Source organism: Sinimarinibacterium thermocellulolyticum, assembly GCF_040327995.1.
In the GTDB taxonomy this organism is placed as follows: Bacteria; Pseudomonadota; Gammaproteobacteria; order Nevskiales; family Nevskiaceae; genus Solimonas; species Solimonas thermocellulolyticum.
In genome coordinates this window covers 56514-78498 of record NZ_JBEPIJ010000005.1, presented here as the reverse complement: position 1 = coordinate 78498, position 21985 = coordinate 56514, and the positions used below count along the sequence as shown (strand labels likewise).

The 21985-nt window shown below is 67.9% G+C and carries 18 protein-coding genes; 10 read left to right on the top strand and 8 right to left on the bottom strand.

Annotation, left to right across the window (positions count from 1 at the left end):
• The first annotated feature begins 46 nt into the window (after positions 1–46).
• Together ABSH63_RS06025 and ABSH63_RS06020 are read left to right on the top strand one after the other, a co-directional pair.
• The gene (locus ABSH63_RS06025) at positions 47–1867 is read left to right on the top strand and encodes a DCC1-like thiol-disulfide oxidoreductase family protein (RefSeq protein ID WP_352888320.1); all 1821 of its coding nucleotides are present in this window, start codon (positions 47–49) and stop codon (positions 1865–1867) included.
• A gap of 127 nt (positions 1868–1994) precedes the next feature.
• Positions 1995–2795, top strand: coding sequence for a TatD family hydrolase (locus tag ABSH63_RS06020; RefSeq protein ID WP_352888498.1), 801 nt, complete (start codon positions 1995–1997; stop codon positions 2793–2795).
• Positions 2796–2813: 18 nt separating this feature from the next.
• Here the strand turns inward: ABSH63_RS06020 and ilvD are convergent, their stop codons facing one another.
• The 4 genes from ilvD to ABSH63_RS06000 all read right to left on the bottom strand — a co-directional run bounded on the left by ilvD (position 2814) and on the right by ABSH63_RS06000 (position 8385).
• Positions 2814–4493 carry a dihydroxy-acid dehydratase gene (ilvD, locus tag ABSH63_RS06015; protein ID WP_352888319.1) on the bottom strand — a complete coding sequence of 560 codons (1680 nt, stop codon included), beginning with the start codon at positions 4491–4493 and terminating at the stop codon, positions 2814–2816.
• 34 nt (positions 4494–4527) lie between these two features.
• Positions 4528–6423, bottom strand: coding sequence for a CocE/NonD family hydrolase (locus tag ABSH63_RS06010; protein ID WP_352888318.1), 1896 nt, complete (start codon positions 6421–6423; stop codon positions 4528–4530).
• A gap of 57 nt (positions 6424–6480) precedes the next feature.
• Positions 6481–6900: a hypothetical protein gene (locus tag ABSH63_RS06005; RefSeq protein WP_352888317.1), complete on the bottom strand. Its 420-nt coding sequence runs from the start codon at positions 6898–6900 to the stop codon at positions 6481–6483.
• Between the two features lie 123 nt (positions 6901–7023).
• Entirely contained in the window at positions 7024–8385 is a 1362-nt protein-coding gene (locus ABSH63_RS06000; protein WP_352888315.1) for an MATE family efflux transporter, read from the bottom strand.
• A gap of 112 nt (positions 8386–8497) precedes the next feature.
• Between ABSH63_RS06000 and ABSH63_RS05995 the strand changes: the two genes are divergently transcribed.
• A complete protein-coding gene (locus ABSH63_RS05995) occupies positions 8498–8764 on the top strand; it encodes a hypothetical protein (RefSeq protein ID WP_352888314.1) in 267 nt (88 codons plus the stop codon).
• A gap of 10 nt (positions 8765–8774) precedes the next feature.
• Here the strand turns inward: ABSH63_RS05995 and putA are convergent, their stop codons facing one another.
• From putA to ABSH63_RS05980, 3 genes are all read right to left on the bottom strand, one after another.
• On the bottom strand, positions 8775–11969 hold the full coding sequence (gene putA, locus ABSH63_RS05990; RefSeq protein ID WP_352888312.1) for a bifunctional proline dehydrogenase/L-glutamate gamma-semialdehyde dehydrogenase PutA: 3195 nt from the start codon (positions 11967–11969) through the stop codon (positions 8775–8777).
• A 93-nt stretch (positions 11970–12062) separates the two neighbouring features.
• Entirely contained in the window at positions 12063–12710 is a 648-nt protein-coding gene (locus tag ABSH63_RS05985) for a response regulator (RefSeq protein ID WP_352888310.1), read from the bottom strand.
• Positions 12707–13429, bottom strand: coding sequence for a sensor histidine kinase (locus ABSH63_RS05980; protein ID WP_352888308.1), 723 nt, complete (start codon positions 13427–13429; stop codon positions 12707–12709). The genes ABSH63_RS05985 and ABSH63_RS05980 overlap by 4 nt, the downstream gene beginning before the upstream one ends.
• Before the next feature lie 116 nt (positions 13430–13545).
• Between ABSH63_RS05980 and cutA the strand changes: the two genes are divergently transcribed.
• The 6 genes from cutA (at position 13546) to ABSH63_RS05950 (ending at position 18244) form a co-directional block, all read left to right on the top strand.
• Entirely contained in the window at positions 13546–13857 is a 312-nt protein-coding gene (gene cutA, locus ABSH63_RS05975) for a divalent-cation tolerance protein CutA (protein WP_352888306.1), read from the top strand.
• An 18-nt stretch (positions 13858–13875) separates the two neighbouring features.
• Entirely contained in the window at positions 13876–14397 is a 522-nt protein-coding gene (locus tag ABSH63_RS05970) for a TlpA family protein disulfide reductase (RefSeq protein ID WP_352888305.1), read from the top strand.
• A gap of 125 nt (positions 14398–14522) precedes the next feature.
• Positions 14523–14972 (top strand): type II 3-dehydroquinate dehydratase, encoded by a 450-nt coding sequence (aroQ, locus tag ABSH63_RS05965; protein WP_352888304.1) that lies wholly within the window; start codon positions 14523–14525, stop codon positions 14970–14972.
• A gap of 29 nt (positions 14973–15001) precedes the next feature.
• Positions 15002–15463: an acetyl-CoA carboxylase biotin carboxyl carrier protein gene (accB, locus tag ABSH63_RS05960; protein WP_352888302.1), complete on the top strand. Its 462-nt coding sequence runs from the start codon at positions 15002–15004 to the stop codon at positions 15461–15463.
• Positions 15464–15473: 10 nt separating this feature from the next.
• On the top strand, positions 15474–16832 hold the full coding sequence (gene accC / locus ABSH63_RS05955) for an acetyl-CoA carboxylase biotin carboxylase subunit (RefSeq protein ID WP_352888300.1): 1359 nt from the start codon (positions 15474–15476) through the stop codon (positions 16830–16832).
• A gap of 122 nt (positions 16833–16954) precedes the next feature.
• Positions 16955–18244 (top strand): acetyl-CoA C-acetyltransferase, encoded by a 1290-nt coding sequence (locus ABSH63_RS05950; protein WP_352888298.1) that lies wholly within the window; start codon positions 16955–16957, stop codon positions 18242–18244.
• Positions 18245–18310: 66 nt separating this feature from the next.
• On the opposite strand, the gene ABSH63_RS05945 is transcribed toward ABSH63_RS05950, so the two are convergent.
• The gene (locus ABSH63_RS05945) at positions 18311–21385 is read right to left on the bottom strand and encodes a phospholipid carrier-dependent glycosyltransferase (protein WP_352888297.1); all 3075 of its coding nucleotides are present in this window, start codon (positions 21383–21385) and stop codon (positions 18311–18313) included.
• 233 nt (positions 21386–21618) lie between these two features.
• Here ABSH63_RS05945 and ABSH63_RS05940 point away from each other — a divergent pair, with 233 nt between their 5' ends.
• Positions 21619–21975 carry a GtrA family protein gene (locus ABSH63_RS05940; protein WP_352888296.1) on the top strand — a complete coding sequence of 119 codons (357 nt, stop codon included), beginning with the start codon at positions 21619–21621 and terminating at the stop codon, positions 21973–21975.
• Positions 21976–21985 lie beyond the last annotated feature (10 nt).

The following is a 21985-nucleotide window of genomic DNA, read 5'->3' as shown; positions in this document are numbered from 1 at the left end:
CCGGCTCCCCTTGTCATTTGTGTCGCTGTCGATTTCCGCTCGGGACATGGATCTGACGCAACGCTTCCCCCGTCTTGCCGATATCTTCGGCATCGACCTGCGCACGCTGGCGCTGTTCCGCTTCGCCCTCGGCAGCGTGCTGTTCTGCAACCTGCTGACCGCGTTCGGCGATGTCGGTGCCTTCTGGGCCGACACGGGCGTGATGCCGCGCGCCTGGCTGATCGAATCGGAAATCGGTCCGCGCCTGTCGCTGTTCCTCGCCGGCGGCCAGGCCTGGTTCGTCGTCGTACTGTTGCTGCTGCAGTGCGTGCTGGCACTGATGTTCACGCTCGGCTGGCGCACAAGGCTAGCGACGATCGCTTCCTTCGTGATGTGGGCCTCGCTGCTGAATCGCAATCCGGTGGTGTTGATCGGCGGCGACCTGTTGATCTGCTGCCTGTTGTTCTGGTCGATGTTCCTGCCGCTGGGCGCGCGCTTTTCGGTCGACGCGGCCCTCGCCGAGAATCCGCCGCCGCAGGAGAATCTTCACTTATCCTGGGCCAGCGTCGGCTTGCTGCTGCAGGTGATGTCGGTCTACTTCTTCAGCGCAATCCTCAAATCGGGGCGCGAGTGGGTACCGGATTACACCGCGGTCTACTACGCGCTGTCGCTGGACCGCCATGTGCTGCCGCTGGGCAAGCTGCTGAACGAGTTCCTGCCGCTGACCAAGGCGCTGAGCTTTTACGTCTGGTGGCTCGAACTGCTCGGGCCGATTCTGATCTTCACGCCGCTGCTGCTCAAATACCTGCGCTTCGGCCTGATGCTGTGCTTCATGCTGATGCATGTGGGCTTTCTGCTGTGCCTGGAACTCGGCCATTTCCCGTACGTGAGCCTCGCCTCATTGACGGTGTTCACCGGCGGCTGGGTCTGGGACGCGCTGGACCGTCGCCACCGGCGCCGCCATCCGCAGCCGCCGCGCATCTACTACGACATCGACTGCGGTTTCTGTCTGAAGTCCTGCCAGTTGTTCCAGCAGTTCCTGATTCTGCCGCGCAGCCCGATCGCACCCGCGCAGCAGACGCCGCGCGCACGCACGCTGATGGAAGCGAACTACTCCTGGGTGGTCATCGACGGCGACGAGCAGGCCTACCTCAAGTGGCCGGCGTTCACCATCTTGGTCAAACACTCGCCGCTGCTGGGCTGGCTGTATCCACTGCTGCGGCTACCGGCGCTGGAACGGCCGGGCAATGCCGTCTATGACTTCGTCGCGCGCAACCGCGGCACCTTCGGTCGTCTGACCGCATGGCTGCTGCCGCGACGGACGATGCGCTGGGAACTCGGGCGCTTCTGGAACGGTATCGCCGCGGTCTTCGTAGTCCTCGTCCTGGTCTGGAACGGGCATACGATCGGCATGCCGCCGCAGGCCAGCTATGCGGCGCTGACCCCGCTGTTTCGCATCATTCGCATCGACCAGTTGTGGAACATGTTCGCGCCCTATCCGCTCAAGGAAGACGGCTGGCTGGTGGTGGCTGGTCGGCTCGCCGACGGCAGCGAGATCGACGTACTGCATCCCGAGCGCGGCGCACCGAGCTTCGAGAAGCCAAGGCTCTACTCGCAAACTCACGGCGGTATTCGCTGGCTGACCTACCGCGGGCGACTGTGGGAGGCGCAGTACGCGAACCAGCGTCTTTACTACGGCAAGTACCTGTGCCGCAGCTGGAATGCCGACAAGCTCGAAGGTGATGCGCGCAACCGCCGCCTGATGAGCTTTCGAATGATCTACATGTTGGAGATGACACCGCCGCCAGGGGGGCGAGCCGAAGTCGAACAGCGCGTGCTGTGGCGCCACGAATGCTTTGCCAAGCCCGGAGCCACGCCCTCGCCATGATCGGTTCCTCGCCACCGCTGCTGTTCGATCTCACTGCGAGTGCGCTGGCGCGTCCATGGACTGCCGTTGGCCGTCCATGCCTGGCAAACGGCCCGGATCGGTTCGCCGCCTCAGGAGGTTTGCCGTGATGGCGTTGATCGACATTGGAGCGAACCTCGCCCACGACAGCTTCGATGCCGACCGCGACGCCGTGCTCGAACGCGCTGCCGCAGCCGGCGTGGTGCAGATCGTCGTCACCGGCAGCTCGTTCGACAGCAACGCTGCGGCGCTGGAACTGGCACGCGCACACCCCGGGCGGCTATACGCCACCGCCGGACTGCACCCGCATCATGCGCGCGACTGGGATGCGCGCATCGCCGAACAGCTCCGTGAACATTCGGCGCAGCCCCAAGTCGTCGCCCTCGGTGAGTGCGGACTCGACTATTTCCGCGATTATTCGCCGCGCGAGGTGCAGCGCCGCGTGTTCGCCGCTCAGCTCGACATCGCCGCGCAGGCGCAGCGCCCGCTGTTCCTGCATCAACGCGACGCGCACTCGGACTTTCTGGCCATGCTGCGCGAATACCGCGCGCAACTCGGCGCGGTCGTGGTGCACTGCTTCACCGACACGCAGGCGGCGCTGGAGGACTATCTCGCGCTCGACTGCCACATCGGCATCACCGGCTGGATCTGCGACGAACGCCGCGGCAAGCATCTCGTCGATGCGGTGCGGATCATCCCCGACGAGCGCCTGATGGTGGAAACCGACGCACCCTATCTCTTGCCGCGCACCGCGCCCAAGACCAGCCACCGGCGCAACGAGCCGGCCCATCTCGTCTGGGTGGTCCGCGCACTCGCCGCGGCGCGCGGCGTCACCGAGACGGCGCTCGCCGCCGCGACGACACGCACGGCGCGCGCGTTCTTCGGCCTGCCCTGCGTCAGCGGGGTCTGAACGGCGGCACGCCGCTTTTTAGTCGGTCACGGCGCCGCGGGCGGCGCTGCCGACCAGCTTGGCGAACTTGGCGAGCACGCCGCGCGTGTAGCGCGGTGCCGGCGGCTGCCATGCCGCGCGGCGCTGCGCCAGCACCGCCTCGTCGACGTTGAGCTGGATCAACTGCCGGTGAGCATCGATGGTGATGCTGTCGCCGTCCTCGACCAGCGCGATGGTGCCGCCGACGAAGGCCTCGGGCGCGACGTGGCCGACGACCATGCCCCAGGTGCCGCCGGAGAAGCGCCCGTCGGTGATCAGGCCGACGCTTTCGCCCAGGCCCTTGCCGATCAGCGCCGCGGTCGGGGCGAGCATCTCGCGCATGCCGGGCCCGCCCTTGGGGCCTTCATAGCGGATCACCAGCACGTCGCCGGGCTGAATGCGGTCGGCCATGATCGCCGCCATGCACGCGTCCTCGGAGTCGAACACACGCGCCGGGCCGGTGATGACCGGGTTTTTGAGGCCGGTGATCTTGGCGACCGCGCCTTCGGGCGCGAGATTGCCCTTGAGCACGGCGAGATGACCCTGCCGGTAGATCGGCTGGTCGAACGGGCGGATCACGTCCTGGTCCGAGCGCGGCGCCTCCGGGACGTTGCGCAGGGCCTCGGCCAGGGTCTGGCCGGTGATGGTCAGCGCATCACCGTGCAGCAAGCCGTTGGCGAGCAGGATCTTGAGTACCTGCGGCACGCCGCCGGCGCGATGCAGATCGACGGCCACGTATTTGCCCGAAGGCTTGAGATCGCATAGCACCGGCGTGCGCCGGCGGATCTCTTCGATGTCGTCGATCGTGAACGGCACCTGGGCGGCATGCGCGATCGCGAGGAAATGCAGCACCGCGTTGGTCGAGCCACCAGTGGCCATCACCAGCGCGATCGCATTCTCGATCGCCTTGCGCGTGACGATGTCGCGCGGCTTCAAGTCACGGCGGATCGCCTCGACCAGCACGCGCCCGGACTCGGCCGCCGAGTCAGCCTTCTCCGGATCGGGCGAGGCCATCTGCGAGGAGCCGAGCAGCGACATGCCCAGCGCCTCGAAGGCGCTGGACATCGTGTTCGCCGTGTACATGCCGCCGCAGGCGCCGACGCTCGGGCAGGCATTGCGCTCGATGCCGTCGAAGTCCTCTTTGGACATCTTGCCGGACTGAAAGGCCCCGACGGCCTCGAACGAGGAGACGATGGTCAGCGGCACGCCCTTCCAGTGGCCGGGCTTGATGGTCCCTGCGTAGACGAACACCGACGGGATGTTCAGGCGCAGCATGCCGATCATCGCGCCCGGCATGTTCTTGTCGCAGCCGCCGACGACGAGCAGGCCATCCATGCACTGCGAGGACGCCGCGGTTTCGATGGCGTCGGCGATCACCTCGCGTGACACCAGCGAGTATTTCATGCCCTCGGTGCCCATCGAGATGCCGTCGGTCACGGTGGGGATGCCGAAGGTCTGCGGCATGCCGCCGGCCGACTTGATCGCGGCGGCGGCGCGATCGGCCAGCGGCTGGATGCCCGCATTGCACGGATTCATCGTCGAGTGGGCGTTGGCGATGCCGACGATGGGCTTGTCGAAGTCCGCGTCGGTGAAGCCGACCGCCCGCAGCATCGCGCGGTTGGGCGAGCGCTGCACGCCCTGAGTGATGGTCTTGGATCGGCGATTGAACGGCTCGGACATGGTCTTCTGGCGCGCGGCTGGACGTCGGGGGCCGCTATTGTACGCAGCGCCGCCTCAGTAAAGGGGCGAACAGCAGCAGCCACCGCGTCCATGCGCCGCCGCCGCGACCACCCGTCGACGGTGTGTCGGCAAGGCTCAGGCTGCCCTCGGGCACGGCCTGCGGACTACTGCGGCAGGGCTGGTTCTCGACGCTGCCGCAGCCCGGCAGCGCGTCCGTCAGGCGCAACGTCGACTTCGGCGCCGGAGCCCGACCGAACACCAAGCGCGTCGGCGTCTGCGGGCCGACGTGCACGCTCACCTGCGTCGGCAGCGGATTGAGCGCGAGCTGACGAAAACCCGAGAAGCCAAGAGGCGCCTCGATGTAGAGCCGCAGCGACGAACCGGCGGCGAAGGTGTGCGCGACCGGCATGATCTCCACACGCAAGGGCGTCACCTCGCCGGGTGTCAGATTCCTCGCGTCCGCCTGCCGATGCGTGTGCACCGGCAGACGCGGCTGCGATCGCGTCTCATCGAGGGCACGGTGCGAGGCGCGCAGCCAGCCGCGCTGCACGAACATCTCGCGTCCATCCGGCCGCACCTCGACCAGCGACACCTGGACATCGACGTCGAGCGCCGGCGCGGACAGCCACAGATCCGCGCTCGCTGGGCCGAACATACGCAGATCCTCGGCGAGCGCCGGCGTCGTTAGCGCCACCGAGCCGCCGGGCAGTACCGGCAACAGATAGGTGAGCTGCGTCGGGTTGGGCACCAGCACCAGCGTCAACGTGCTCGGTGCCGGCAGCGGGTACAGATAGCTGAACGCGGCATCGGCCGTCGGCGGCTCGGGGCGCAGGCTGCCATCCGGCTGTGCATGCAGCGTCAATGTCTGCGGCACCAGCGGCCATTGGTCGTAGGTCTCGATCAGCGCCGGCTCGTGATCGGTCGAAAAGCCCTTCCAGATCTGCAGGCGTGGCGCGTCGAAGTCCTGCGGCCCTCCGCCGCGCAGGAAGTGTTCGAGGAAATCCGCGGCCAGCGCGCGAAAACGCGCACTGTGGACGATGCTGCCGTGCGCGCCATTGACGCCGAGCATCCAGGTGCGCGACGGATCGAGCCGTTCGAACGCATGCCAGGCGCGCGAGCCGAGCTGCTCGTCCTGCCAGCCGACCTGCCCCAGCACCGGCACGGCGATGCGCTCGATGAGCTCCGGCGTCAGGAACTTCTCGTAGCGCTCATCGCTGTCGACGTACGGAATGCTCGCCGCCTCGACCACCGTGATGTGACGCGGGTCGTTCTGCCCGAGGACCGCAGTGCCGCAGCGCGTGTCGCCCTGCAGCGCCTCGAACAAGGAAAACGGCGTGCCGACCTTCTGCATCAGCGTCCAAGCGCTGGCGAAGGTCAGGTTGAAGATGCCACCGGGATAGGCGACGTCACGGTACAGCTCGCCGAGCGGCACCATCGGCAGCACCGCGCGCAGCGCCGGCGGCCGCTGCACCGCCGTCGCCAGTGCGAGGATCGCCGGAAACGAGACGCCGGCCATCGCCACGTTGCCGTCGCTCCACGGCTGCCGCGCGATCCAGTCGACCACTTCGGCGCCGTCCGGTCCCCAGCGTAGCGAGAACGGCACCCATACGCCCTGCGAGCAGCCGGTGCCGCGTAGGCTCACGCCGATCACCGCGATGCCCCGTTCGAGCAGCATCGGTCCGATGCCACCGAAGCTGATGTCATAGGGATTGTTGCCGGCGTTGTAACCCGAGTAGATCAGCGTGGCCGGAAACGGCCCCTCGCCCGGCGGCAGATACAGCGAGTAGCGCAGTTGCGTGCCGTCCGACAACGGCAAATAGCCGCTGCTGGCGATCGGCTCGACCGCGCCGAGCGCTGTCGACGCCGAAGCGACCAGCAGGCATACCAGGCCGACGGCAGCGCGCCGTACGGGGCGAAGTTCAACGCCCATCTCTTCCCCCCACTTGCGGTTGTGATGACCGCCAGCAGTGTACGCGACCCGTGCGCGTCAAAAACCGGTTGGCTGTATCGAACGTATCGCACCCGGTCCGCGACGCGGCGGATACGACGCGCAGGTGGTACCGCGCCAGCGCGCGAGCAGGATGCGGTCGGTTTTCGGGTCTACGGCGAAATAGGTCAGGCAGTCGGCGTCCGAAGCCGACGCATACAGGCGATCGAGCGCCGGGTCATCGATGCCGGCGGGCTTGCCGATGCGCTGCGTGTAGATGTCGAAGCGGATGCCGTTGGATGCAGTCAATTGCCGCGCCGGCGGCCCCCATGACAGCCACAGCGCCGACGCGGTCTTGCCGATCCAGGTCTCGATCACCCGCGTGTGATAGGCCTGTTCAGCCGGCGGCACCGCCGCGCAGCCGGCGATCGTGCTCAACGCGAGGAGCAGCAGCGCGAGCTTGAGTCTGAGCTGCACCATCGTTCACTCTCCCGCTCCAAGGTGTGCGGACGTCGTCGAGATCCTGAGCGCCCGAGCCGACTGTACGGGCGCTGTCTGTCGATCACCGCGACCTGGATCACAGGCGTTTGGCCAAGGCTCGAGCTACGGCGCCGCTGCGCGCCGCGACCCGCGCAGCGCGAACCGCAGCGACAGCCCGGCGGCGGCAATCGCCAGCGAGATGAGAAAGCCCCACCACACGCCGAAGGGCCCGGTCGGCGTGCGGAACGACAACCACCAGGCCAGCGGCAGGCCAACGATCCAGTACGCCGACACGGTGATGAACATCGGCACGCGCGTGTCCTTGACGCCGCGCAGCGCGCCGTTGGCCGTGGCCTGGATGCAGTCGAAGATCTGGAATACCGCGGCGTAATAGAGAAAACGCACGGCCAGCGGCGTCACCGCCTCGGCATCCGTGTACAGACCGACGATGACGCCCGGCATCGCCGCCATCACGCTTGCCGACAGCAGTGCGAAACACGCGCCCAGCACGATGCCGGCCTGACCGCGCAGGCGCACCTGGGCGGCGTCGCCGGCGCCGGCGGCCAGCCCCACGCGCACCGTGGTCGCGAAACCGATCGACAGCGGCACCATGAACGACAGCGCGGCGAAATTGATCGCGATCTGGTGCGCGGCGACGGTGTCGGCTCCGAAGCGCGCCATCATCAGCGCGCCGATGTTGAACATCCAAGACTCGGCGGTGACGATCAGCATGATCGGCAGGCCCAAACGCAGGATCTCGCCGACGTCGTCGCGCAGTTGCGGCGTGTGCAGACGCCACAACTGCAGCGCGCGCAGCGTGCCGTTACACCGGTATTGGAACGCGTAGGTCAACAGCATCGCTGCCGCGGCAAGAACGGTGGCCCAGGCGCAGCCCTCCGGACCCATCTGCGGAAAGCCGAGCCGGCCGTACATCAGCAGCCAGTCGAACAACACGTTGACGAGCAGGCCGACGACACCGGCGCGCAGGGCCACCTGCGTCAGCCCGTGCGCCTCCGCGGTATGGCGCGCGACGAAGGTCAGGCACAGCGGCAGCGCTGACCATGATGCGGCGAGGATGTAGTCGCGCGCCTGGCCGCGGACCGGCTCGTGCAGCGACAGAACGTCGAGCACCGGCTCGGCAACCAGGCGCATGCCGAGCATCCAGATCAGGCCGAGCACGACCGCGAAGGCCAGCGCGGCGCGCACGAAGCCGCCGGTCTGCCCGACGCTGCGGCCGGCGCCGATGCGCTGCGCGACGATCGGCGAACACGCCATGAGGATGCCCATGAACACCATGAACGCGAGAAACCACACGTTCGCACCGACGGCGACGGCCGCCAGTCCCTGCGCCGAGTAGCGGCCAGCCATGATCGTATCGGCCGTGCCCATACCCATGAACGTGAACTGGGTTACGATAATCGGCGCCGCAAGGCGCAGGTTGGCGCGCGCCTCGCGGCGCAGCGCCGGTAGGGTCGGTGGGAACATGTCAGCGCAATCGGCGGGTGAACGCCCGCGCGTCGCGCGCGGGGTCACGGCGATAACTCGGCCGTCAGGGAGCAGTTGTGTACAATACCCGAAAAAAGAACAAATACTCACCATGTTGCGCATTTACGACGAGACCCAGATCCGCCGCCGCCTCCGTCTCAAACGAACCCAGATGCTGACGCTGTTCTGCGCCGGTGCGGCCTGCGGACTGTGGCTGGCGCAAGACGGCGGCACCGTGAATGTTGCCGACGCCGCGGTCGCCGTGCCCGGCTCGGGGCCGGCGCTGGCGACACGTTGGTGCACCACCGACGCGATGAGGGGTCTGCGCTTCGACTGCGGCCTCGCCTCGACTGCCCTCACCCCTGCCGAGGGCTCGTAGGCGTCCTGTCTCAGTCGCTCTGCGCCAGCAGGCGTGCGTTTCCGCCGATCGCGGCCGTGTTGACCGTGAGCGTGCGCTCGGTCACGAAGCGCAAAAGGTAATGTGGCCCGCCCGCCTTGGGCCCGGTGCCGGAAAGACCCTCGCCGCCGAAGGGCTGCACGCCGACGACGGCGCCGGTCATGCCGCGATTCACGTAGCAGTTGCCGACACGCGCACGCTGCTGCACCCTCCGCCAGGTGGCCTCGATGCGGGAATGCACGCCCAGCGTCAGGCCGTAGCCGCTGGCGTTGATCTCATCGATCACCTCGTCGAGCTTGCGGCCATCGTAACGGATCACGTGCAGCATCGCACCGAAGTACTCGCCGTCGAGCCGGTCGAGACGGTCGATCTCGACCGCGCAGGGGGCGAAGTAGCTGCCGTGTGCACAGCTCGACGGCGGCGCGAGCCGTTCGATCAGCCGGTACTGTTTTGCCATCGCCTCGGCATGGGTGTCGAGCCGTTCCCGTGCCGCGTCGTCGATCACTGGGCCGATATCGGTCGACAAGAGGGCCGGGTCCCCGATCACCAGCTCGCGCATCGCGCCGCGCAGCATCGCCAGGGTCTTGTCGGCGATCTCGCGCTGCAGATAGAGCACGCGCAGCGCCGAGCAGCGCTGGCCGGCCGAACCGAAGGCGGACAGCAGCGTGTCCTTGACCACCTGCTCGGGCAGCGCCGAGGAGTCGACGATCATCGCGTTCTGCCCGCCGGTTTCGGCGATCAGGGTCGCGATCGGCCCCGGCCGCGCCGCCAGGCTGCGGTGGATCGACTGGGCGACCTCGACCGAGCCGGTGAACGCGACGCCCGCGATGCGCGCGTCGGCGACCAGCGCGGCGCCCAGTTCGCCGCCACCGAGCACGAGTTGCAACACCGGCACGGGGACACCGGCCTCGTGCAGCAGCTCAACCATCGCCACCGCGATCAGATTGGTCTGCTCCGCCGGCTTGGCGACGACGCTGTTGCCGGTGACCAGCGCGGCAGCGACCTGGCCGGTGAAGATCGCCAGCGGGAAGTTCCACGGCGAGATGCAGACGAACACGCCCTTGCCGTGCAACTGCAGTTCGTTGTGCTCGCCGGTCGGTCCGGGCAGGATCTCTGGGCGGGCCATCAGCCGCCGCGCCTGCGCGGCGTAGTAACGCAGAAAGTCGACCGCCTCGCGCACCTCGGCAAGCGCATCGGGCACGGTCTTGCCGGCTTCAAGAATGGCCAGACGCATGAACGCCGGTATCTCGGCTTCGAGGCGGTCGGCCGCACGTTCGAGGATCGCCGCGCGCTTGCCGACACCCAGCGCATTCCAGTCGGCCTGCGCCGCGCGCGCGGCATCGACCACGGCAGCGACGCCCGCTGGCGCGAACGCCGTCCACTCGCCGAGCACGCGGCGGCGGTCGGCGGGTGCATGCACCGTGTGCACCGCTGCATCGGCGGCGATGCCGGCGGCGACGATGGAGCGCGCCGGTCGCGGCGTCGGCGCAGGGCGCAGGGCCTGCCGCAACCGCGAGGTGCTGGCCTCGTCGGCCAGATTGATGCCGGCGGAATTGCGTCGCAGCGCGCCGTAGAGATCGGCCGGCAGCATCAGGTGCGGATTGGGCTTGACCGGCAGCGCCGCGACCGCGGCCACCGGATCGGCGACGAGCAGCTCGGCCGGCACCTGCTCGTCGAAGATGCGGTTGACGAAGGAGGTATTGGCGCCGTTCTCGAGGAGCCGTCGCACCAGATATGGCAGCAGGTCCTCGTGGGTGCCGACCGGCGCGTAAACACGGCACGGCACCGAAAGATCCTCGCCGACCACCTCGTACAGCGCTTCGCCCATGCCGTGCAGGCGCTGGAACTCGTAGCCGCCGCGGGCATGCAGGCCAGCGGCATCGGGATCGCCGGCGTAGGCGCAGACCGCAGCCACCGTGTGCGCGTTGTGCGTCGCCAGCATCGGATAGAACAGGTCGCGCGCGGCGAGCAGGCGGCGCGCGCAGGCGAGATACGCGACGTCGGTGTTGGCCTTGCGCGTGAACACCGGATAGCCGGACAGCCCCTGTTCCTGTGCGCGCTTGATCTCGGTATCCCAGTATGCCCCTTTGACCAGGCGCACCGGGATGCGCCGGCCGCCACGCCGCGCCAGCGCTTCGAGCCACTCGATCACGAACAGACCGCGCTTCTGGAAAGCCTGCACGGCCAGACCCAAGCCGGGCCAGTCGCCGAGCGCCGCATCGGCGTAGGCCTGTTCGAACACGTCCAGCGACAGCTCCAGACGATCGGCCTCCTCGGCGTCGACGGTCAGGCCAATGTTCTGCGCGCGCGCCAGCCGCGCGAGTTCGCACAGCCGTGGCGTCAGCTCACAGAGCACGCGCGCGCGCTGCGCGAACTCGTAGCGCGGATGCAGCGCCGACAGCTTCACCGAGATTCCCGGACGCTCGAACACGCTGGCCTCGCGCGTGGCCTCGGCATCACGCCCGATCGCGAGGATCGCCGCGCGGTAGGCCTCGAAATAACGCTGCGCGTCGGCGGCCGTGAGCGCCGCCTCGCCGAGCATGTCGAAGGAGTGCCGATAGCGGCGCTGCGCCTTGCCGTGCGACTCGCGCAAGGCCTCGCCGATGTCGCGGCCCATGACGAACTGCGAGCCCATCATGCGCATCGCCTGACGGATCGCAAGGCGGATCACCGGCTCGGTGGACTTGCCGATCAGGCGGTTGATCGCCGCACGGAAGTTGCCGGTGGTCTCGGGCGAGAGCTTGACGATGCGCCCGGTCAGCATCAGGCCCCAGGTGGAGGCGTTGACGAACAGCGAGTCGCTCTCGCCCAGATGCGCCTCCCAGTCGGCGTTGGCGAGCTTGTCGGCGATCAGCTTCTCGGCAGTATCGTCGTCGGGGATGCGCAAGAGCGCCTCGGCCAGACACATCAGCAATACGCCCTCCTCGGAGGACAGGTCATACTGCTGCATGAAGGCATCGAGCGGCGAGCGCCGCTCGCGCAGTTTGCGCACGCGCCCGACCCAGCCCGCGGCCCGTGCCACCACCGCCTGCGACTGCGCCGGCGGCAGCTCGGCAATCGACAGCAAACGGTTGACGAGCTGGGTTTCGTCGGCGAGCCAGTGGGCGCTGATCGCAGCGCGCAGCGCATCGCGCGATGGCGGTGGCTCGGCAAACAGGAATTGCTCGGGGAGCCCTTCGGCGCTCATGCAGACTCCGGCGGACAAGCGAGCAGGCATTGTAGGGCGGGTTCGCGGCAGCGCCGCGCAATCCACCAGCAACCGAAGCGCCGCAACGGCGGGTTACACCAGCCCCAGATCGGCCGCCTTGAGCGCCGCCTCGGCGCGCGTCGACACGCCGAGCTTGCGATAGACCGACTTGATGTAGCCGGCCGTGGTGTTGCGGGTGATGCCGAGCATCTCGGCGACCTCGGGCATGCGCATGCCCTTGGCGATCAGCGTCAGCACCTCGCGCTCGCGCGGCGAGAGCACGCCTTCATCGGCGGCCGATTCCGAATGGCTCACGGTCGGTCCGAACGCGGCGAGCATGCGCTGCGCGACCAGCGACGACAGCGGTGGTTCGCCGTCGGCGATGCTCTTGAGCGCGCGCCGCACCTTGGTGTCCGGCTCGTCCTTGAGCAGATAGCCCTGCACGCCGGCGCGCAGCGCGGCGAACAGGTGCTCGTCGTCGGCGTAGATCGTCGTGACCACGCGCAGGCAGTCGGGAAAGTTCTGCGCCGCATAGCGCAGCAGCTCGACCCCTGAACCGTCCGGCAGACCGAGATCGACCAGCACCAGGTCCGGGCGGTACATCGACAGCTTCTTGCGCCCCTCCTGCACCGAGGCGGCGACGTAGATGTCGCAGGCGAAGACGTCCCGCAGCAAGCCGGACAGCCAGGCCGCGGCCGAGGCCACGTCCTCGATGACCAACGCGCGCTCGATGCGATTCACGTGCCCGATCCCGCGGTGGCCGATTCGAGCGCGGCCAGCGGCACCCGCAGCGTGACCCGTACCCCGCCGCCGGGCTCCTCGCTCCAGTGCAGCGAGCCGCCGAGGGCACTCGCGCGCTCGCGCATGCCGAGCGTGCCGGTGCCGGTGGCGGGCGCGCGCGGCAAGCCGCCGCCGTCGTTGACGATCGCGAACATCAGCATCGACTCCTCGCAGGCGATGTGGACATGGATTTCTCGCGCGCGTGCGTGACGGATCGCATTGGTCACGGCCTCGCGCGTGATGCGGAACAGGTTCAGCGCACTGAACGCGGACATCGGCACATCCGGCGTCGGCTTCTGTAGCCAGGCGAGCTGCACGCCGAGCGCCTCGAGCCGCTGCTCCATCTCGTCGCGAATCTGCGCCAGCACTTCGAGCAGGGTACCCGGCGGCCGCCGCGAGCGCGAGACGATGTCGCGCAGATCATAGATCACCGAGCGCACCAGGTCGGCCTGGCGCACGTCGTTGACCGTGTGCAGCAGCGCCAGCAGCTTCACGCCGATGTCATCGTGCAGATCGCGGAAGATGCGGGCGCGCTCCTGCGCGGCGATGCGCTCGCGCTCCGCCGCGTCGATGCTGGCCGCAGCCGCAGGCGCGCGGCGCCACAGCCGCCTGACCCAGGCGAAACGGCCGCCGTCGTCGGCTGGCGTTGCGCCCGAGCGTGTCGTGTCGGATCGGGCCATTCCGGTACGCTGACGCGCTGTCTGCGTGGTGTCGAGCCCGGCAAGCCTAGCAGCCGAGCGCTCCAACCCGCATGCCGCCGCTCGCCGCAGGCTGCGAGTCCGGTCACAATGACGCCATGCACGTCGCCCTCGCCCTCGTCACCTGCCCGCCCGACCGCGCCGATGCGTTGGCCACTGCGCTGGTCGAGGCTGGCGTCGCCGCCTGCGTGAACATCGTCCCGCAGATCCGCTCGGTGTATCGCTGGGACGGCAAGCTGTGCCGCGACGATGAGGCCCTGCTGCTGATCAAGCATCGCGCCGACCGTTTCGACGCGCTGCGCGAAGCGGTGCTGGCACGGCATCCGTACGAACTTCCCGAGATCATCGCGGTCGACCTGGACCGCGGCCACGCGCCCTACCTCGACTGGGTGCTACGCGCCACGTCCTGATCACCCACGGTCCCGCTGATGCGCCAATTCCTGCTGATTCTCGTGCTCGCGCTGTGCGCCGGCTCCGCCGGTTACCTCGCTTACCGACTGCTCGGCCCAGGGGCCTCGCCGCTGATCGGCCGAGCCGCGCCGCCCTTGGTTTTCGTCGACACCCAGCAGCGCGAGCACCGGCTCGATGCGCTGCGCGGCCACTGGGTGCTGATCAACTTCTGGGCCTCGTGGTGCGCGCCATGCATGGACGAACTGCCGCTCTTGGTGGAGGCACAGGCCCGCTTCGCCGAACGCGGCCTGCGCGTGCTGGGCCCGGCGCTCGACGATGCCGACGCGGTCGCCGCCATCGTGCAGCGCTTTCGCATCAACTACCCGGTGACCGCCGATTTCGCCGCGGCGGACGCCGCGATGCAGGCGCTCGGTAACACGCGCGGCGCGCTGCCGTACACCGTGTTGATCGACCCGCAGGGCCGCATCGCCGAGGTCGTGCTCGGCGGTCTGTCGCGCGACGCGCTGGAAACCTTGATTACCGAGCATCTCGGCGCCTGAGCGGCCAGCCCGCCGCAGCACCGAGAATCCGCCAAAAACTGCCCTGATCTGCAGCCAACTGCACGCATCTTGAGTTCTTTCTGACCGCTCGGGCAGAATGCGGGAAACCCCCGTCGAGCACCGGCTTGAGCCAATTGCTGCTGATCAACGGCCCCAACCTCAATCTGTTGGGCAGTCGCGAGCCCGCCGTCTACGGCAGCCGTACGCTGGCCGAGATCGAGCAGGCCTTGCGCGACGAGGCGCGCGCGCTGGGTCACGAGCTCGCCTGCTTCCAGAGCAATCACGAAGGCCTGCTGGTCGATCGCGTCCAGCAGGCGCGCGGCGAAGGCGTAGCCTGCATCCTGCTGAACCCCGGGGCCTACACCCATACCAGCATCGCCCTGCGCGATGCCCTGCTCGGCGTCGCCATCCCCTTCTTCGAAGTGCACCTGTCGAACGTGCACGCGCGCGAGGCATTCCGACGACATTCGTATTTCTCCGACATCGCGGCCGGCGTCATCGTCGGCTGTGGCCCGCTGGGCTACCGGCTGGCCCTGCTGGCCGCCCATGAAAGATTGGCTTCGGCGGCACGCTGAGGCCCCCAACCGCACCCGCAAGGAACCCCATGGATCTTCGCAAGATCAAGACCCTGATCGAACTCGTCGAACAAAGCGGCATCTCCGAGCTGGAGGTGCGTGAAGGCGAGGAGTCGGTGCGCATCAGCCGCCACGCCGCGGCACAGGCGCCGGCGCCGATGCCGCTCGCGCCGCCAGCGCCGATGATGGCCGCGGCAGCGGCCGCACCCGAGCCCACTCCCGCCAAGCCCGCGGAAGCGCCCAAACCGGCGGATACCCGCCATGTCGTGCGCGCACCGATGGTCGGCACCTTTTACCGCGCCCCGTCGCCGGGCGCCAAACCCTTCGTGGAAGTCGGCCAGACGGTCAAGCCGGGTCAGGTGCTGTGCATCATCGAGGCGATGAAGATGCTCAACCAGATCGAGGCCGACAAGGCCGGCGTGATCGCCGAGATCCTGGTGGAGAACGAAAAGCCGGTAGAGTTCGACCAGCCGCTCTTCATCATCGAGTGACGCGGCGCCCATGAAGCAGATCAAGAAGATCCTCATCGCCAACCGCGGCGAGATCGCCCTGCGCATCCTGCGCGCCTGCCGCGAGCTCGGCATCAAGACCGTCGCCGTGTATTCCACCGCCGATCGCGAGCAAAAGCACGTGGCGCTCGCCGACGAGGCGGTCTGCATCGGCCCGCCGCAGGCCGGGCGCAGCTACCTCAACATGGCGGCGATCATCTCCGCCGCCGAGGTCACGCAGGCCGATGCCATCCACCCCGGCTACGGCTTTTTGTCCGAGAACGCGGACTTCGCCGAATCGGTCGAACGTTCGGGCTTCATCTTCATCGGCCCCAAGCCGGAAACCATCCGGCTGATGGGCTCGAAGACCAACGCCAAGGCCGAGATGATCGCCGCCGGCGTGCCCTGCGTGCCGGGTTCGCAAGGGGTGCTGCCGGACGACGAGCAGGTCTGCATCGAGACTGCCGAACAGGTCGGCTATCCGGCGCTGATCAAGGCCGCGGCCGGCGGCGGCGGACGCGGCATGCACGTGGTCCGCGAACCGGGCGAGCTGATCCACAAGATCCAGCTCGCGCGCAGCGAAGCGCAGGCCGCCTTCCGCGACGGCTCGGTGTTCATGGAGAAATACCTGGAGACGCCGCGCCACGTCGAGATCCAGGTGCTCGCCGACGGCCAGGGCAACGCGATCCACCTGGGCGAGCGCGACTGCTCGATGCAGCGCCGTAACCAGAAGGTGGTCGAGGAATCCTTGGCACCCGGCGTCACCGACGAGCAGCGGGCGCGGATCGGCGCGCTGTGCGTAGAGGCCTGCAAGCGCATCGGCTACCGCGGCGCCGGCACCTTCGAGTTCCTGTACGAGAACGGGCAGTTCTACTTCATCGAAATGAACACCCGCATCCAGGTCGAGCACCCGGTGACCGAGATGGTCACCAGCGTCGATCTGATCGGCGAGATGATCCGCATCGCCGATGGCCAGCCGCTGCGGCTCACGCAGGACGACATCCGCTTTCGCGGTCACGCGATCGAGTGCCGCATCAACGCGGAGAACCCGCGCACCTTCGTGCCCTCGCCCGGCGAGATCAAGAAGTACCATGCACCCGGCGGTCCCGGCATCCGTCTCGATTCCCACTGTTACGCCGGTTACAAGGTGCCGCCGCACTACGACTCGATGATCGGCAAGCTCATCGCCTGGGGGCCGGATCGCGCCTCGGCGATCGCCCGCATGCGCCAGGCGCTGTCGGAAATGGTCATCGAGGGCATCCACACCAACATCGAGCTGCAGCGCCGGATCATGGCCGACGAGGTGTTCTGCGCCGGCGCGCATCACATCCACTATCTGGAGAAGATGCTGCAGCAGTGGAACGAAGCCTGAGGCAGCCACGGCGCAGACCGACGACTGACGGTCCGCGCCGCCAACGCTGGCGCGGCGGCAATAGGCCCGAAACGCCAGCCAGCGGATAATCGGGCGCAGTCCAATTCCCCAAGGAGCAAGCGATGAAACCCCACGGCCGCAAGGTGGCGATTCTGGGCGGTGCGCGCATTCCGTTCGCGCGCTCGAACACGGCTTACTCGACCAAGTCCAACCAGGACATGCTGACCGCCGCGTTCAAGGGTGTGGTCGACAAGTTCCAGTTGCACGGCGAGGCGCTCGGCGAGGTCCAGGCCGGCGCGGTGCTCAAGCACTCGCGCGACTTCAACCTGTGCCGCGAGTCCGTGCTGTCGTCCGGCCTGTCGCCGGCGACCGCGGCCTGCGACGTGCAGATGGCCTGCGGCACCGGCCTGCAGGCCGCGATCGGCGTCGCCAACAAGATCGCGCTGGGCCAGATCGAGTCCGGCATGGCCGGCGGTGTGGACACCACCTCGGACGCGCCGATCGCGCTCGGCGAGAAGCTGCGCAAGATCCTGCTCGAAGTGAACCGTGCCAAGACCACCGGCCAGCGCGTGAAGGCACTCGCCAAGTTTCGCCCGTCGATGCTGGCACCGGCGATCCCGACCAATGGCGAGCCGCGCACCCGGATGAGCATGGGCCAGCACTGCGAGGTGATGGCCAAGGAGTGGAAGATCCGCCGCGAGGATCAGGACCTGCTCGCCTACGAATCGCACCGCAAGGCTGCCGCGGCCTGGGAAGCCGGCTTCTATGACGATCTGGTCGTGCCGTACTCCGGCCTCACCCGCGACAACAATCTGCGCCCCGACATCTCGCTGGAAAAGCTGGCGACGCTGGCGCCGGCGTTCGACCGCAAGTCCGGCCACGGCACGCTGACCGCCGGCAATTCCACCCCGCTGACCGACGGTGCCTCGGCGGTGCTGCTCGCCTCGGACGACTGGGCCGCCTCGCGCGGGCTCAAGCCGTTGGCCTATCTGACCCACGCCGAGACTGCCGCCGTCGACTTCGCCGGGGCGCAGAAGGAAGGTCTGCTGATGGCACCGGCCTACGCGGTGCCGCGCCTTCTCGCCCGCGCCGGCCTGACGCTGCAGGACTTCGACTTCTACGAGATTCACGAAGCCTTCGCCGCGCAGGTGCTGTGCACGCTCAAGGCCTGGGAAGATCCAACCTTCTGCAAACAGCGTCTGGGCCTGGACAAGCCGTTGGGCGCGATCGACCGCAGCAAGCTCAACGTCAAGGGCGGCAGCCTCGCCGCCGGCCACCCGTTCGCTGCCACCGGCGGCCGCATCCTCGCGACGCTGGCGAAGATCATCCACGAGAACGGCGGCGGGCGGGGTCTGATCTCGATCTGCGCGGCGGGCGGACTCGGCGTGACCGCGATCGTCGAAGGCGCCTGATCGATCGCTGCTGTTGCGCAACGAGGCCCGGCACCGCCGGGCCTCGTGCCTTTCAGCCTGCGGGTGTCACAGCATCCACCACGTCGGCAGCCAGCGCAGCGACTTGAACCACGCATCGGGCGCCGGATGACCGGAGATCGTCGGGTAGAACCAGACGAACAGCACACCGGCGAGTGCCACCGCATGGATGGGCGCAAGGCGCAGACGCGGCCATCGTGAAAGGCGCAACAGTGTGTGTGCGAGCAAGAGCACGAGCAGCAGCGCCGACGGAAAGTAGTGATAGTTGAATGCGGCGCGCTCGACGAGCGCCCAGGGCAAAAACAGACTCGCCCAGCTCAGGATCAGCATCAACTCCGGCGGGTGTACCTGCCGCAAGTTGCGCCACACCGCGGCGATCAGGGCGATCAACCCGCCCCACCAGATCGCCGGATTGCCGAGGATCGAGATCGCCGTGCGCGGCTGACCTTCGCCGGTATAGATCCACAGCGGCTTGAGATTGATCGGCCAGGTCCAGAACGCCGAGGCAAACGGGTGGGATGCGGTGAGATTCGCATGATAGCTATAGATGTACTGCTGCGATTTGATGATCTCGCGCACACCGTCTGCGCTGAACAGCGACGGCGAGCCTGGCATCAGTTTCAGGAACGGGATGTAGCTCAGGCAGAACACCGTCAACGGCACCAGCGCGAACGCAAGGCCAGCGCCGGCGACGCGCGGCCACAACCGGCGCCAGCGCTGCGCGCCGTCGCGCAACAAGCCGCTGGACACGCTCACGAGGAAGAACACGAACACGCCGAGCCCGCCGTACAGCGCGCTCCACTTGACCCCGATCGCCGCGCCGAGAAACGCACCCGCCGCGATCAGGCTAAAGCCCGGCCGCCAGCCGTCGCGCCAGTCCGCCCGCGCCTCCAGGCCGAAGCGCTTCCACAACAGCAGCACGGCCAGCAAGAGGTAGAGCGCCAGATAACCGTCGATGGTGCCGTAACGGCCGATCGTGAAGCGCGAGAACTCGAACAGACCGAGTCCGCCCGCCAATAGCAGCCCGGCGTAGCTGCCGGTGATCAGCCAGCCGCCCCAGGCCAGCACGCCGACGATGATCGCGGAGGTCAACACCCCCACGAAGCGCCAGCCGAAGGGGCGCATGCCGAGGGCATCGATGCTCAGCATGATCGGCCATTTGCCCATCGGCGGATGGGTGTGGTCGTACAACGGCAGGCGATGCAGATACTCGTAGCCGCTGCGCACGTGGTAGATCTCGTCGAAATAGATGCTGGCCAGATAGCCGCGGCCGGCTTTCCAGTTCTCGGTCTCGTCGGCGAGGCGCACCGCCTCGGCCGGCGTCAGATCCGTGCTGACGACACGTTGCGGGATCAGCGCGCGGCCGGCGAGATCCAAGAGGGCGAGTTCGTTGATCCGCCAGTCGTCGCCGCTCGCACGCCAGCGATAGCGCGTCGATGCCCCCGGATGTACGAGCTTGCGCTCGTACAGGTGGTAGAAGTCGTTGAACTCGCGTTCCGGCAACACGTCGATCCACTCGCCATCGGCATACCGCTGCAAGCTCAGCTTGGCCGGTGTCTCGCCCAGAGCCTTTTCGCCGGCATAGATCAGCGCGATATGCGCGACCACCGGCTCGTCGTACTGGTACTCCACCGTGAACGCGTCACCGACGACACCGGTCTTGGGGTAGACCATCGCACCGACGCGGTACAGGCCGATCAGCAGCGCCGCGAGCGTGAGTCCCGCCACAGCCCCGCTATGCCGCGCGCTCCACCGGTCCCGCGGCAGCGGCGGCGGTAAGGCCGAAAGCCGCAAGCCGTCAAAGCGCGCGCACAGCCGCCGTGGCCCATCCGGTTGCAACCACCACCACAGCGTCAGTGCGCCCAGCAGCAGGTTCAAGCTCGCGCTGGCGCGAATGAAAGCGGTGTCTGCCGGGGCGATCGATTTCAGGTCGATGTAGTGGTGGTAGACATAGGCGATGTTGGCCAGCGCCGCGAGGCTCCACAGGCTCATCAGCGGGAGTCTGGCGGACGCCGGCGTCAGCAGCAGCGTGAACGGGATCAGCGTCAATACATGGCGTTCGCGCATGCCCGCGGCGAGCAGGAACACGGCCAGCGTCGCAACAACGAATGCCCACGAGATCAGCGCGCGGCGTTCGGCGCCGTCGGCAACCCGTCTGAGACGAAGGCCAAGCCAGACGGTGATCGCCGCGACCCCGAGTACGGCATCGATGCGGGCGATGGTCTGCAGTTTGAGGCCGAGCACTCGCCCGACCTCGGTTTGCCAGTTCCAGCCCAGCAGCGCCCACAGGTTGTAGGCATTCACCGTGATGTAGTCGGCCTGACCGGGGCCGGCGGTATACAAGGATCGCAGCCAGTCGGCCCCGCGCTCCCAGGCGAACGGCACCACGACGGCGGCGTAGGCCAGCACGCAGGCCGCCACCACCGACAGCGCGCGACGCCATGGCATCGACAGCGCAGCCGCAACGACAAACATCGCCGCGAACAGCGCGCCCTGCGGCTTGAAGGCCGCCGCCGCGGCGAACGCGATCGCGGCCAGCATCATGTGCTGCCGCGACCACGCGAGCGCACCGGCGAGCAGCAGCAGGCACAGCAGGCCGTCGGTCTGTCCCCACAGCGCGCCGACGAGGATCAGAGCCGGGTTGAGCCAATACAGGCTCACCAATGCGAGTGCGCGTCGCCCGCCCAGGGTTTCGCGCAGCACGCCGACCAGCAGCAGCGCGGCCATCGCATCGGCGGCCAGTGCCGGCAGCTTGAGCAGTGCGACGAAATGCGCGCTGTCTTGCCAGCCGAGTGCGCGCACGATGGCGCCGACGACGGCCAGCACGTACATGAGCAGCGGTGGATGGTCGGTGTAGACGCCATCCTCGTAGACGCCGAGCAAGTCGGCAGGATCGGATGCCGCCAGCGCCCAGGCCTTGTAGGTGCCGGTGTCGTAGTGAAAGCCTGCGTCCCAGAGCAAGGGCAGCCGCACCAGCACGCCAGCGGCCAGCCACATCCACCACCATCCTGGGTGCAGCGACCGCTCCGTGACGTCGACTTCGGCAAGCCGCCGGCGCACGATGACACCGACGACGAGCAGGAACAAAAGGCTATAGAGGCTGACGAACGCGATCGTGTTCAAGCAGGGTGATCCCGATTGTGCGGTTGTGTCGGCGCGTGCCCGGTCCCGTCGCTGCAGGCGGCGCGCGCGAGCGCGCCGCGAGAATGACCAGAGCCGCCTGTGCGGACGGGCGGCGGCAGTTTAAGGGCATTGCCAGCGAGCGTCGCCATGCCAACCCCGAGGCAATCATCCGATTCTCGGATAATCCGTAACCGGCGCAACAGGAGGCCATTTGCGTGAACGCGTACCGGCAAGTGCTGACCTTCGGGCTGATCAGCGGCGTCGGCACAGCCCTGCATTTCGCGGTGCTGCTGGCATCGGTCGAAGTTCTCGCGCTGACGCCGCTCACCGGATCGGTGCTGGGCGCGATCTGCGGGATGCTTTTCAATTATGTCGCGCACTATCATCTGACCTTCGGCAGCACGGCACCGCACCGGCGCTCGCTGCCGCTGTTCGTTTCCGGCGGCATCGCGTCGATCGTCCTCAACGCGCTGGTGATGGCGGCGTTGCTGACGACCGGGATGAACTACGTCCTGGCGCAGGTGCTGACGACGGTCGTGGTCTTCGCCTTCAACTTCCTCTACGCCAAGCATGTCGCGTTCAGAACCTAGGCCACAGACG